Origin of the sequence: Nocardioides ferulae (genome assembly GCF_003660455.1) — a bacterium.
Taxonomy (GTDB): domain Bacteria; phylum Actinomycetota; class Actinomycetes; order Propionibacteriales; family Nocardioidaceae; genus Nocardioides; species Nocardioides ferulae.
The window spans coordinates 23,752-37,283 of the sequence record NZ_QZVR01000020.1; the positions used below are offsets into that span (position 1 = coordinate 23,752).

The 13,532-nt window shown below is 73.6% G+C and carries 10 protein-coding genes; 2 read left to right on the top strand and 8 right to left on the bottom strand.

Annotated features, from left to right (window positions below; all coding sequences use genetic code 11):
• Positions 1-3: 3 nt before the first annotated feature.
• Genes D6B71_RS18020 through D6B71_RS18045 form a run of 6 tightly spaced genes read right to left on the bottom strand, consistent with a single transcriptional unit; the run spans position 4 to position 10,312 of the window.
• Entirely contained in the window at positions 4-3,420 is a 3,417-nt protein-coding gene (locus tag D6B71_RS18020; protein WP_121257643.1) for a serine hydrolase, read from the bottom strand.
• Positions 3,417-4,226 carry an ABC transporter ATP-binding protein gene (locus D6B71_RS18025; protein WP_121257645.1) on the bottom strand — a complete coding sequence of 270 codons (810 nt, stop codon included), beginning with the start codon at positions 4,224-4,226 and terminating at the stop codon, positions 3,417-3,419. Before D6B71_RS18025 ends, D6B71_RS18020 begins: the two co-directional genes overlap by 4 nt.
• The gene (locus D6B71_RS18030; protein ID WP_240641539.1) at positions 4,223-6,205 is read right to left on the bottom strand and encodes a dipeptide/oligopeptide/nickel ABC transporter permease/ATP-binding protein; all 1,983 of its coding nucleotides are present in this window, start codon (positions 6,203-6,205) and stop codon (positions 4,223-4,225) included. Before D6B71_RS18030 ends, D6B71_RS18025 begins: the two co-directional genes overlap by 4 nt.
• A gap of 1 nt (position 6,206) precedes the next feature.
• Positions 6,207-7,247 (bottom strand): ABC transporter permease, encoded by a 1,041-nt coding sequence (locus D6B71_RS18035; RefSeq protein ID WP_240641540.1) that lies wholly within the window; start codon positions 7,245-7,247, stop codon positions 6,207-6,209.
• Between the two features lie 10 nt (positions 7,248-7,257).
• Complete coding sequence (locus D6B71_RS18040; protein WP_121257647.1) at positions 7,258-8,895, bottom strand: ABC transporter substrate-binding protein; 1,638 nt, start codon at positions 8,893-8,895, stop codon at positions 7,258-7,260.
• A 28-nt stretch (positions 8,896-8,923) separates the two neighbouring features.
• A complete protein-coding gene (locus D6B71_RS18045; RefSeq protein ID WP_121257649.1) occupies positions 8,924-10,312 on the bottom strand; it encodes a serine hydrolase domain-containing protein in 1,389 nt (462 codons plus the stop codon).
• Positions 10,313-10,485: 173 nt separating this feature from the next.
• Here D6B71_RS18045 and D6B71_RS18050 point away from each other — a divergent pair, with 173 nt between their 5' ends.
• Positions 10,486-10,803 carry a hypothetical protein gene (locus D6B71_RS18050; RefSeq protein ID WP_121257651.1) on the top strand — a complete coding sequence of 106 codons (318 nt, stop codon included), beginning with the start codon at positions 10,486-10,488 and terminating at the stop codon, positions 10,801-10,803.
• A 16-nt stretch (positions 10,804-10,819) separates the two neighbouring features.
• On the opposite strand, the gene D6B71_RS18055 is transcribed toward D6B71_RS18050, so the two are convergent.
• On the bottom strand, positions 10,820-11,746 hold the full coding sequence (locus D6B71_RS18055) for an aminoglycoside phosphotransferase family protein (RefSeq protein ID WP_164519732.1): 927 nt from the start codon (positions 11,744-11,746) through the stop codon (positions 10,820-10,822).
• Between the two features lie 148 nt (positions 11,747-11,894).
• Between D6B71_RS18055 and D6B71_RS18060 the strand changes: the two genes are divergently transcribed.
• The gene (locus D6B71_RS18060) at positions 11,895-13,166 is read left to right on the top strand and encodes an HNH endonuclease signature motif containing protein (protein ID WP_121257655.1); all 1,272 of its coding nucleotides are present in this window, start codon (positions 11,895-11,897) and stop codon (positions 13,164-13,166) included.
• Between the two features lie 17 nt (positions 13,167-13,183).
• Here D6B71_RS18060 and D6B71_RS18065 read toward each other — a convergent pair whose 3' ends face one another.
• Positions 13,184-13,483 (bottom strand): hypothetical protein, encoded by a 300-nt coding sequence (locus D6B71_RS18065; RefSeq protein WP_121257657.1) that lies wholly within the window; start codon positions 13,481-13,483, stop codon positions 13,184-13,186.
• Positions 13,484-13,532: the final 49 nt, after the last annotated feature.

Here is a 13,532-nt window from a genome sequence, read left to right on the forward strand (position 1 = left end):
GGCTCAGCCCACCTTCGGCGTGGCCCGGGCACCGAAGTGCAGGTAGCGCTCGCCGCTCGGCAGCTCGTAGAACGTGACCGGGAACCAGGTCTCGGCCTCCGGCGGCTTGGTGAGGAACAGCCCGGGCGCGTAGGGCACCAGCGCGTGCTCGTCCACCGGGTCGGGCACCATCTCGGCGATCGGGCCGGTGAGCGTGGTGCGCAGCGACGGGCCGTCGTCGCCGAGCAGCACCTCCATGGTCACCCCGGCACGCTGGTAGCGGCCGAGGTACGCCGCGACCGCGCCGGCGGGGTCGGGCAGCGGCGGCTGCGGCGGGGTGAGCGGCTGCGGCATCGTGACCTCGGCCAGCTCCGCGAACACCTCGCGGTAGAGGTCCTCGTAGAGGTCGCGGCTGCTCTCGGCGTTGGTGAGCATCGCGACCGCGAGCCCGCCCCCGGTCTCGGGGTCGGGCAGCACCCGAAGGAACGCGGACTGCCCGATCGTGTTGCCGTCGTGGCCGTAGAGCCGGTGCTCGCCCCACCCGAACCGGATCCAGCCCAGCCCCCACGAGTCGCCCAACGAGTGCTTGTCGGGCAGGTCGGCCTGGTGGGCGGCCATGGCCGCCGCGGAGTCCGCGCCGAGCACCCGGGTGCCGTCGGCGGCGAGGCCGCCGGTGAGGTGCAGCCGGGCGAACGCCAGCACGTCGGCGGCGTTGGCGGTGACCAGTCCGGCCGGGCCGAGCGATCGCGGGAGCTGCCAGACCGGGGCGAGCGAGCGGCTGCCCTCGTGGGTGACGTGGCCGACGGCGGCGGCGTGCAGCAGCGCCTCCTCCGGCAGCGTGACGGTGTGCTCGAGGCCGAGCGGGGTGAACAGCCGCTCGCGCAGCGCCTGGTCCCAGGTCTGCCCGGTGAGCCGCTCGATCACTCGGCCGAGCAGCGAGAAGCCGGCGTTGCAGTAGGACCAGGTGGCGCCGAGGGGATGGTTCTGGGTCTGCTCGGCGAGCAGCTCGACGTAGCGCTCCAGGCAGTCGTCGCCGCGGCCGGTGTCGGTGAAGACGTCGCCGTCGATGCCGCTGGTGTGGTCGAGCAGGTGCCGCAGCGTCACCTGCTTGGTCACGTCGGGGTCGGCGAGCCGCAGCTCGGGCAGCACCTCGACCACCGGGGCGTCGAGGTCGGCGAGCCCCTCGTCGACGAGCTGCATCACCACGGTGGCGGTCCACACCTTGGTGATCGAGCCGATCTGGAAGACCGAGTCGGGTGTCACCGGCGCTCCGCTCGCCTGGTTGAGCACGCCGTGGGTCGCCACCACGAGCTCGTCCTCCCCCTCACCGTGGGCGGGCAGCCGCAGGATGCCCAGCTGCGCACCTGGTACGCCGTGCCGCTCGGCCAGCCGGGACAGTCGCCGCTGCCAGTGGACCAGGTCGAGCTTCGGGCGGCCGCCGTGCCGGGTGTGCCGCTCGACCCAGTCGACGAGCCGGTGGGCGTAGTCGAGGCGCTGCGAGGGCGGCCCGAGCAGGATGAACACGTGCGCGGCGCCGGGGTAGAGCACCAGCTCGGTGGGCACACCGCGCTCGCGCAGGCTGGTGTGCCACTGCAGGGCCTGGCCGACCGGGCAGGTGCGGTCGTCGGCGCCGTGCAGCACCAGGGTCGGGGTGCGCACGTCGTGGACGCGGGTGAGCGGTGACATCGCGGCGTACTCCTCGGGGCGCTCCCAGGGCGGGCCGCCGAGCTCGAAGGAGCCCATCGCGGGGCCGTCGTCGGCGGTGCCGTACATGCTGGTCAGGTCGGCGACGACGCCGCCGGCGACCGCGGCCGCGAACCGGTGGTCGTGGCCGGTCAGCCAGCAGGTGGTGAACCCGCCGTAGCTGTAGCCGGTGACCGCGAGCCGCTGCGGGTCCGCGAGGCCCTCGGCGACCAGGGCGTCGACCGGCTCGAGGAAGTCGCGGTGGTCGGCGGTGCCCCAGGCGCCGTTGACGGCGGTGAAGAACTCCTCGCCGTAGCCGTCGCTGCCGCGGGGGTTGACCAGGAGCACAACCCAGCCCCGGGCGGCCAGCTCCTGGTGGTAGGGGTGCATCTCGTCGGCGGCGGCGTTCCACGCGTTGTGCGGGCCGCCGTGCACGTCGAGCAGCAGCGGTCGCGGGCCGTCGAGGCCGGGGTCGCGCACCAGCCAGGTCTGCACCTCGGTGCCGTCGGAGATCGTGAAGGTGCGCTCCTCGGGCAGGAACCGCTCGACGTCGGCGAGCGGGGCGCCGTGGTCGGTGAGCACGGACTCGCGGCCGGTGCGCAGGTCGAGCGCGACCAGCTCGCCGTGCGAGGTCGGGGTGCCGAGCACGACGACGGCGGTGTGCCCGGCGACGGTCAGCCCGGAGACGACCCGGCCGGCGCCGGCGAGCACCGGGGTGGCGTCGGCGCCGGGTGCCTCGAGGCCGGGGAGCGACCAGAGGTGGGTGCAGCCGCGGTCGCGCACGCAGAACAGCAGCCGTCCGTCGGCGGTCTCCTGCGGCCGGCCGCCGGGGTAGCCGGGCCCACCCGGCATCACGTTGCGGTCGAGGTGGCCGGTGAGGTCGACGGGCTCGCCGCCGCCCGTTGCGGGAGCCGCGCCCGGCACCGGCACCCGCACCAGGTGCTGGTGGCCGAACCGGGAGCCGAGCGAACCGTCGGGGTGGCCGACCACCAGCAGGCTGCTCCCGTCGCCGGTGAACGAGACGGTGCCGGCGAGGCCGTCGGCGAAGCCGGCGACCCGCGGCGTCGCCTTCGGGTCCGCGACGTCCAGCAGGTGCACCGCGGTGCGCCCGGTGAGGTCGCTGTCGGCCCCGACGCGCCGGGGGAAGGCGAGGGTGTGGCCGTCGGGCGACCAGGCCGCCTGGCCCGCGTGCTCGTCGCCGTCGGTGACCTGGCGGGTCTCGCCGGTGCCGAGGTCGAGCAGGTGCAGCTGCTGGCGGACCGCGCCGACCCAGCCGGCCCCGTCGGCCTGGTAGTCGACGCGGCGGGCGACGAGAGGCGGGGCGCCGGGACCCTGGTGCGGCGCGGGGTCGACGGGGGCGCTGAACGCCAGCCGGGTGCCGTCGGGGCTCCAGACCGGGACGCCGGCGCCGAGCGGCAGGTCGGTGAGCCGCTCTGCCTCCCCGCCGTCGGCGGGCAGCAGGTGCACCTGGCCCTCTCGCAGGAACGCCAGTCGCGACCCGTCCGGCGACCAGACGGGAGCGGTGTCGGCGGGGCCGGAGGTCAGCCGGCGGGCCGGCCGGTCGCCGGAGGTGTGCACGGTCCACAGCTGGTCGACGTTGCGGTCGTCCTCGACGTCGAGGGTGCGCAGCACGTAGGCGACGCGTGCCCCGTCCGGGGAGAGGTCCGGCTGGGAGGGGACGGCGAGGTCGGCCAGGTCGCCGACGCGCATCCGGCGGGTCGTCGTGGCGGTCGTCGCCGCGGGCCTCGTGGTCGTCATGGGGTCCTCCTGGGGGTTCGAGTGCCGGGCACGGCGGCGAGCAGCGCGCGCGTGTAGTCGTGGTGGGGGTCGGCGAGCACCCGGGCGGCCGGGCCCTCCTCGACGATCACGCCGTCGCGCATCACCGCGACGTGGCTGGCGACGTATCGGACGACCGCCAGGTTGTGGGAGATGAACAGCATCGAGAGGCCCAGCTCGCGCTGGAGCTCGCGGACCAGGTTGAGCACCGCGCCCTGGATCGAGACGTCGAGGGCTGAGGTGATCTCGTCGGCGATGACCACCTGCGGGTCGCCGGCGAGCGCCCGGGCGAGCGCGACCCGCTGCCGCTGGCCCCCGGAGAGCAGGCCGGGGCGCACGGCAGCCCGGTCGGGGTCGAGGTGGACGAGCTCGAGCAGCCGGGCCACCTCGGCGCGCCGCTCCTCGCGGGAGGGTCCCGGCGGGATGGCCTCGGCGATGCTGTCGCCGATCGTCATCCGCGGGTCGAGCGAGGAGTAGGGGTCCTGGAAGACCATCTGCAGCGGACGCCGGCGGCCGCGGGTGGGCACCGGAGCCCCGCCCAGCAGCACCCGGCCGCCGGTGAGCGGCGCCAGGCCCACGGCGGCCCGGGCGAGCGTCGACTTGCCCGAGCCGGACTCGCCGACCAGCCCGACGACCTGGCCGGGCGGGACCGTGAGGCTGACCCGGTCCACGGCGGTGTGGCCGCGCCGGGCGCTGCCGTAGCGGACGGTGACGTCCTCGAAGCGCAGCTCCGCGGTCGGCCGTCCGGTCGGCCGGGCGCTCTGAGATGTGGGCCGAGGCGTGCTCACGGCGCGTCCACCTCCACCAGCTCCACCGGGTCCACCGGCGCCGGCTCGCGGGGCCCGTCGACCGGGATCGGCTCGCCGGCGTGCCAGCAGGCGACCCGGTGGTCCGGCGTCTCGAACGAGGCGAGCTGCGGGTCCTCGGCCCGGCAGCGGTCGTCGGCCAGCGGGCAGCGGGCGGCGTACGCGCACCCGGCCGGCACCTCGCCGGGCGCCACCGGGCGGCCGGGGACCACCGCCAGCGGCTGCTCGAGGTCGGTCTCCATGTCGGGGACGGCGGCGACCAGGGCCCGGGTGTAGGGGTGGGCGGCGCCGGTGGCCAGGTCGGCGGCCGCGAGGTCCTCGACGATCCGGCCGGCGTACATCACCAGCACCCGGTCGCACACCTCGCCGACCACGGTGACGTCGTGGCTGATCAGCACCAGCGCGACGTCGTCGGCCTCGCGGATCGCCTGGAGCAGGTCGAGCACCTGCTGCTGCACGGTGACGTCGAGGGCGGTGGTCGGCTCGTCGGCGATGATCAGGGCGGGCGAGCCCATCAGCCCCATGCCGATCATCGCCCGCTGGCGCATCCCGCCGGAGAACTCGTGGGGGTACTGCCCGGCGCGCCGCCGCGCCTCGGGGATCCGCACGGCCGCGAGCCGGTCGACGGCCCGGCCGAAGGCGTCGCGGCGGGTCATGCCCTGGTGTTGGCGGGCCACCTCGGCCAGCTGGCCGCCCATCCGCCGGGTGGGGTTGAACGAGGTCATCGGATCCTGGAAGACCATCGCCAGCGACGTGCCGAGCAGCTGCCGCTGGGCACGCTCGGAGCCGGTGCGCAGATCGGCGCCGAGCAGCTGCAGCCGGGCGGCCTCGACGCGACCCGGCTCCTCGATCAGCCGCGAGACGGCCAACGCGGTGAGCGACTTGCCCGAGCCGGACTCCCCCACGACGCCGACCGCCTCGCCACGGCGTACGGCGAAGCTCACGCCGCGCACCGGCTGCACCGGGCCGTCGGCACCGGGGAAGCTCACCCACAGGTCGCGCACGTCGAGCACCGGGGCCTCGTCGTCGCCGGCGACCACCGGCTCCTCGGCGCGGATCGTGGGTGGGCCGGAGGTGGCCGGGCCCGCGCTCCTGCGCTCGGGCAGGTGACCGAGCGTGGCCACCCCGAGGCCCTTGGCGACCGACTCGCCGAACAGGTTGAAGGCGAGGCCGGCCAGCAGCACGGTCAGTCCCGGCGCCAGCGCGGCGGCGGGGTTGACGTAGAGGGCGCCGATGCCGTCGAAGAGCAGCCGCCCCCAGTCGTACTGCGGCGCCTGGACGCCCAGCCCGAGGAACGAGAGACCGGCGAACGACAGCAGCGCACCGCCGGCGCCGATGGTGGCGTTGACGATCAGTGGCTCGGAGATGTTCGGGAGCACGTGGCGCAGCAGCACCCGCACCCGGCCGACCCCGGCGGCCCGCGCCGCGGCGACGTAGTCGCGCGCGGCCACCCCGGCGACCAGCGTGTGCACGAGCCGGGCGAAGCTCGGGGCCCCCGCGATGCCGATCGCGAGCACCGCACCCCGCGCGCCCACCCCGAAGATGACCGCGAAGAACAGCGCGAGCAGCAGCCCGGGGAACGCGACGGCGATGTCGACCGACGCGGTCACCAGCCGGCCGAGGCGGCGTCCGAGCAGCATCGGGGCGGTGCCGAGCAGCAGGCCGAGCACGATCGCGATCGCGGTGGCGGTGAGGGCCAGGCCGACCGAGAGCCGGGCGGCGACGAGCGAGCGGAAGAGGATGTCGCGGCCGAGGTTGTCGGTGCCGGCCCAGTGCTCCGCCGACGGTCCGGCCAGGATGTTGCCGGTGTCGACCGCGTCCGCCTGGTCGGTCCACAGCATCGGCGCGACGAGCGCGAGCAGCAGGACCAGCGCCATCAGGAGGCTCGCCCCCGCGCCCAGCGGGGTGCGGACCACCTGCCGCCAGCGCCGGGTCGGCTGCCGGGTCCTCTGCGCGGCCACGTCAGTCCTCCCGGATCATCGAGCGCGGGTCGAGCAGGGCGAGCACGACGTCGACGGTGGTGTTCACCAGCAGCACGCCCACGCCGTACACGAGGACGATCGCCTGCACGACCGGGTAGTCCTTGTTGAGGATCGAGGACACGATCGTGCTGCCCAGACCGGGCCAGGCGAAGACGTTCTCGACCAGCACGGTGCTGGCCACCATCGCGCCGAGGATCAGCCCGCCGAGCGTGAGCGCGGCGGTGAGCGCGTTCGGCAGGGCATGGCCGAGATAGACGCGCGGGGCCGGCAGCCGCTTGGCGCGGGCGGTCCGCACGTAGTCGGCCTCGAGCACGGTGACCATTTCGACGCGGATGATCCGGGCCAGGATCGCGGCAGGCCCGACCGCCAGCGAGAGCACCGGCAGCAGGTAGGCCTCGGGCCCGACGTTGCCGGCGACCGGGAGCCAGCCCAGCTGCACGCCGAAGACGTAGACCAGGCCGACGCCGAGCAGGAAGTCCGGGACCGTCGCGAGCACCACGCTGCTGGTCGTGAACGCCAGCTCCGTACGCCGCCCGCGGCCGCGGCGGGTCAGCACCCCCATGGTCACGCCGAGCGGCACCGCGACCGTCACCGCGGCGAGGAAGGCCAGCGCCGCCAGCGACACGGTCGCCGGGAGCCGCTGCGCGACCACGTCGGCGACCGGCAGCTGGGAGATCAGCGAGGTGCCCAGGTCGCCGGTGGCCAGGCCCCGCAGGTAGTCCCAGTACTGCACCCAGAGCGGGTCGTCGAGGCCGAGCGCCTCCCGCCGGGCCGCCACCAGCTCCGCGGGCGCGGTCGGCCCCATCGCCCCGCGCACCGGGTCGCCGGGGATCAGGTGGATCATCAGGAACGACGCGGTGACCAGCACCCACACCGAGACCAGCAGCCGCGCGAGGCGCCGGACCGCGAACCGCACCCAGTGGTGGGTGAGGGCCGAGGAGAGGCGCCCCCCTGGACCGGCCTGGGGGCCGGAGGTGGGAGTGGCGGGGGTCGAGGCGACCGCCGAGTTCGCCGTCGTCACGCGATCGCCGCTACTTCGCCATCATCCGGATGCTGGTGGGGACCAGCTGACCCGGCGTCTCGAACTGCGCCTTCGCACCGAAGGTGCGGACCATGGAGTTGGCGAACGGCACGATGTCGGCGTTCGCGATCAGGCCGGCCTCGGCTTCGAGCCAGGCGTCGCAGCCCTCGGTGCCGGGCAGCGCCATGGCCTCCTGCACGGCAGCCTCGTACGCCGGGTCGTCGATGGCGGAGAAGTTGGTGCCGTCGGGTGCCGCCGGGCCGGAGAGGAACGGCACCAGCTGGTCGGGGCTGTTCACGTTGAGCGAGACCCAGGCCACGTCCCAGTCGCCGGCCCCGAAGATCGTGCCGGTGAGCGTGCCCTCGTTCTGGGCCCGGGCGGTGGCGTCGACGCCGACCTCGCGCCACTGCTGCACCGTCAGCTCGGCCGCCGCGTCACCGCTGCTGCCGAGGTTGTTCTGGTAGAGGAAGACCACCTCGAGCGGGCGGCCGTCCTTGGTGCGGACGCCGTCGCCGTCGCGGGTCCAGCCGGCGTCGTCGAGCAGCTGGGCCGCGGCGTCCGGGTCGTGCGGCGGCAGCGCTCCCGAGACCGAGTCGCCGGGACACGAGACCGGCTCGTTGACCGCGAGCACGGTGGCCGGGCCGCCCTGCTCGGCGGTGATCACCTGCTGCAGCTCGGCCAGGTCGAGGGCCTGGGTGAGCGCCATCCGCACCGCGGGGTCGCTGGTGACCCGTCCCTCGGCGTGGTTGTACCACTGCTCACCGGCCAGGGCCGGCGTCTCGGCGTAGAACAGCCCGGACTTCTCGAGCCGCACGGCGTCCGGGCCGGCGATCTGCGCGGCGTTCAACCCGCCGGAGAGCAACAGGTTGGCGGCGGTCGACTCGTTCTCGACCACCTGCACCACCACGGTGTCGGGCATGCCCTCGGTGGCCGTGGTGGCGCCGTCCGGACCCCAGGTGTAGCCCTCGCGGATCTGGTAGGTGTAGTGGTCGCCGGGCGCCGCCTCGGTCAGCGCATAGGGGCCCGTGCCGGCCGTGCCCTGCGCGAGCGCCTCTCGGTCGGCCAGGCCGCTGGGGCAGACGATCGGCAGGCTGGCCAAGCCGTTGAGCACGAACGGGGCGGGCGACTTCAGCGTCAGCGTGACCGTGCGGGCCGTGTCGTCTGCCTCCGCGCTGGAGCCGGCCGGCAGGAAGGTGCCGAGGAACGGGCTCTTGTTGGCCGGGTCGGCGACGAAGTTGAGGTTGTCGGCGACGTCGGTGGCGGTGAGCTCGGTGCCGTCGGCGCAGGTGATGCCCTCGCCCAACGTGAGCGTGGTGGTCTCACCCTCGGTCTCCCAGGAGGTGGCCAGCGCGGACTTGATCTCACCGGTCTCGCCGTCGACGCTGACCAGCGGGTCGTAGGCGAACTGGGTGACCATGAACAGGGCGCTGCCGGCCGACATCTGCGGGTCGAGGTTGCCGGGGTCGGAGGACACCCCGAGCGTGAACGTGCCGCCGTCGACGACGTCGCCCCCGGCGTCCGGACCCGAGCCGCTCGGGTCGTCGCCCCCACCACACCCGGCGAGGACGGCGGCGGTGACACAGAGCCCGAGAGCGGTGGAGGTCAGCTTCACGGGGAGCTTCACGGGGAGCTTCATGGCCTGCTTCATGGACGGGTCCCTTGGTCGCGGTGGTGGGTCAGGCGCCGGCGCGGCGGATGGCGCGGCCGACGTGGAGGTAGAGGGCGTGGCCGGCGCCGTCGTCGCCGACGAACGCGTGCGGCAGGTGCATCCCCTGCTCCGGCTCGACCGGGATCAGGCTGTCGTCGCCGAACGCGACCAGCTCCTTGCGGTCGGGGCTCTCCCCCATCTCGACCAGCGGCCCCTTCGGGATGGTGTCGACCCAGACCCGGCCGTCGTCGTCCTGGCTGACGACCAGGTCCATCACCTCGGCCGAGTAGGTGCCGACGAAGCGGGAGGCGTCGATGCGCTCCGGCTGCTGCGGCGGCGTGGGCAGGCCGGGCAGGTGGGTGTCGCTGAGCGACTCGACGAGGTGGCCGACCAGGTCGTGGTAGAGCGAGACGACGTCGCCGCCGTTGGTGAGCAGCGCGACGGCGAGCCCGGCCTCGGGCACCATCCGCAGGAACGCGTTCTGCCCGATCGTGCTGCCGTCGTGGCCGATGACGTCGCCCTCGGGCACGTCGAAGCGCTCGAAGCCCAGGCCCCACGAGGTGCCCATCACGCCGAGGTAGGGCAGCTCGACGCGCTTGGCCTGCATCCGCGCCGGCGTGCCGGGGGCGAGCACCTGGGTGCCGTCCGCGGCGCGGCCGTCCTCGAGGTGCATCCGGGCGAAGGCCACCAGGTCGCGGGGGCGCATCGCGAGCATCGAGCCGGCGGGCGCGTTCGACCGGGCCATCGCCCAGATCGGGGCGGGCTGCTGGCCGGCTCCCGGCTCGAGCTCGATGTGGCCGACCGCGGCGCGGAACAGGATCGCCTCGTAGGGACCGGTGGCGGCGTGGCTGAGGCCCAGCGGTGCGAAGAGGTGCTCGCGCAGGCACGCGTCGTACGGCTTCTCGCGAACGACCTCGACCAGCCGGCCGAGCACGCAGTAGCCGGCGTTGTTGTAGGAGAACCGCTCGCCGGGCGGGAACAGCTGCGGCACCTCGTGGAGGACGCCGAGGTACTTCTCGACGCAGTCGTCGCCGACGCCGGTGTCGGCGAAGATGTCGCCCTCGAACCCGGCGGTGTGCTGGAGCAGCATCCGGGTGGTGATCTGCGCGGCGGCGGCCTCGTCGCCGATCCGGAACTCCGGGAGGTAGGTGCGCACGGGGGCGTCGAGGTCGACGCGGCCCTCGTCGACCAGCTGCATCACCAGGCTGGCCGTCCAGAGCTTGGTGATCGAGCCGATCTGGAAGAGCGAGTCGGGCGTGGCCTCGACGCCGGTGGCGGTGCTGAGCAGGCCGGCGGCGCCGTCGACGACCTCGCCGTCCTTGAGGACGGCCCAGGCAGCGGCCGGGACGCCGTACTTCTCCAGGAGAGCCGGGAGCCGGTCGTCGACCCAGGCCCGGGTGTCTTCGAGGGTGGTCATGCCCCGACACGCTAGGAGCGCAAGCGGGCGCCGTGTTCGTCGAACTGGACAATGCGTGATGGTCCGGGCCATCGGATCTGACGAACTTCCGCGCGACGGCGGGACCTACGGTGGCCGGGATCTCCGCGCCCGCAGGCGCGTGCCCCGAGCCAACGACCGGAGGAGGGTTGCCCATGTCGACCCGACTCCACGTCCGGGCGCACGACGGCAACGCCATGCTCGGGCGCATCGTGGCCGCCCTGGGCCAGCACGAGGTCGACCACTTCAGCTACTCCGTGGGCCGGGAGCAGCAGGCGACAGCCGTGATCGGCGTCCGCGGGGGCTCCTGGCAGGTCGATCGGGTCGCGGCGCGGGTGCTGCGGCTGGTCGGCGTACTGGAGGTGGTGGTAGACCCCCCGGCCCCGGCCCCGGCCCCGGCCCCTCGGTCAGAGCCGGAGGCCGAGGAGCAGCTCGAAGCCCGCCACCCCTCGGGGCCGCTGCCCCGACCGTGAAGCGCCGGGCCCAACTTCAGGCGGCCGAGATCACCGCCTGCGCCATCGCGAGCCGGTCTGCGCAGCGGCGCGGCATGCTGGCGCCGTAGTACGGGAAGGTGATCAGGGCGATGAGCAGCGCCCAACCCCTCGAGGCTGTCCACGTGGCGTCGTCGACGTCGAGCGCCCTCCGGAACTCGCGACGCCCCTCCTCGTCGAGAACCTCCCAGGCGACGATCAGATCCACGGTCGGGTTGCCGATGCCCAGGCCGCCGAAGTCGAGCACGCCTGCCAACCGGCCCGCATCGTCGACCAGGAGGTTCTCGGCCAGCAGGTCCCCGTGGAACCAGCAGTTGCGCTCATCTGCGGCTGGGGAGGCCGCGACCGCGCGATCCCAGACCCGGAGCGCTTCGTCGATGTCGATGGTCAGATCGAGCTTCCGGCACTCCGCCGCAGCCTCGCGGAAGTCATCGTCGAGAGTGCCCAGCGGTCGCCCCCGGTACCACCGCAGGGTCTCGTCGTCTGCTGCCTCAGGAGGCACGCTCATGGCCCGGAGTTCCATCACGAACCGTGCGAGGCCTCTGGCGAACCCCAGTGGCGCGTGAGTGCCCACCCCCGGCACTGGAGGTGTCGCACTCGCACCGTCGAGCCAGCGCGTGATCGCCCAGCGCTCGGGGTAGCCGAGGTCGGGCTCGCCGACGCCGAGGATGGTCGGGACCGAGGCTGTGACGTGAGAGCCCACGAAGGGCAGCCACCGTGCCTCCTTGTCGATGGTCTCGCCGCCGCCCGGTTGTCGTGGCATCCGCACCAGCAGGTCGTCCCCGAGGCGGAAGAGGGCGTTCGACGAACCCGAGTCTCGAGCGGGCGTCAGCTCGTGACCGGTGTACTCGGGGAAGGCCCTGTCGACCAGGCGACGCGCCAGCGAGACGTCGATCGACAGCTCGTCGTCGTGGAATGGACTCACCGGGTCATCCTCTCCGCCGTCCGTGGCCTGCCCGGTGGTCGAGCTTGCCGAGACCCTCACCATCCACAACCGAGCATCACACAACCTCATCCACAGATCGAACACCTGCACGAACACGACTGTCGGTGGTCGCCCTTAACGTAGTGTCATGACGACGACCAACACACGGGAGCATCCGCTCCAGGCATGCGCCACCGCGATCACCGCGGCGCTCGCCGACGTCGTCGACCTCGACCCCACCTGGCTGCCCATCGACACCAAAGCCGACGTGTTGATCGAGCTGGCCCAGGCTCAAGAGCAGCTGGGCGCGCTGAAGGCCAGAGTGATCGCTGCCTCCGGTGACCTCGCCGACGACCGCGGCGCCCGCTCCGTGGCCTCCTGGCTCGCCACCCAGACCCGCGACGAACCCGCCTCCTGCGCCGCCGAAGAGAAGCTCGCCAAGACCCTCGACCGCAAGTACGCCACCCTCGCCTCCGGATGGGCGACCGGTGCGGTGAACCGCAACCAGGTCACCGTCATCACCCGAGCGCTCGACGAGCTCCCTCGCCGCGTCGGCGCCGAGGTCCTCGCCGCCGCCGAGACCGAGCTCGTCCGGTTGGCCGGCCTCCACAACCCCCGCGACCTGCGCATCCTGGGCCGCCGGATCCTCGAGGTCGTCGCCCCCGACATCGCCGAAGAAGAAGAACGCAAACGCCTCGAAGACGAAGAACGCGCAGCCCGAGCCAGAACGCGCCTGGTGTTCAAGCCGTTGGGTGACGGCCGCACCCGCATCGTCGCCGACATCCCCGACGCCGTCGCCGCGATCTTCAAGACCGCCCTCCACGCCTACACCAGCCCCCGACTCGACCACCACCAGGAAGTTGCCGACGGGCTACCAAGGACCGACCCCGACACCGGCGAACGCATCCCCCACGACCAACTCCTCGGCCTCGCGTTCAGTGCCCTCGTGGAACACATCCCCACCGATCGGCTCCCCACCCAAGGCCGGACCCCGGTCAAGGTCGTCGCCACCATCGACCACGACAAGCTCCGTGACGACCTGGGCGCCGCCGGCCTCTCGACCGGCGACCAGATCTCCATCAGCCAGCTCCGCCGCCTGGCCTGCGAACACAGCCTCCTGCCCGCGGTTCTCGACGGCGAGTCCCAGGTCCTCGACCTGGGCCGCAACCAGCGACTCTTCACCGGCCCCCAACGCATCGCGATGGGCCTGGCCCACCACCAATGCCAAGCACGCGGCTGCACCGTCCCCGCCGCATGGTGCGAAGCCCACCACAAGAACCCCTGGGTCAAGGGCGGGCGCACCGACCTCGCCGACGGCGCCCTGCTGTGCCCCTGGCACCACCACCGCGCCCACGACAGCGACTACGACCAGGCCTGGGCACCCGACGGCACCGTCACCTTCACCCGACTCCGAACCTAGACCGGCAATGCCCCTCTTCAGAGGATGAGCGCCGCCCCGATCACAGCGACGCCCGCCGACAGGGCGGCGCCGCCTGCCCACGCGGCCTGCCCGCGCCGAGAACTCGACAGGCTCATCGCCAGCGCACAACCGGCCTGGGCACAGAACAGGGCGAAGAAGGGGGCCGCTACGGCAGCCCCTGCCAGGGCCGGCTCGGCCCCGGCATAGCGGCCGTCCTCACTCTCGTAGGTCGCGCGGTAGACGAGGACGACCAGGCACAGCCCGAACGCCGGCGAGAGCCACGCCAGTAGTCGCGGGAGCTTCCGAGGGCGCGTCACGGCGCCCATCCTCGCTGACGCGATCCCGGGACCCTCGCGACCGGCTGAT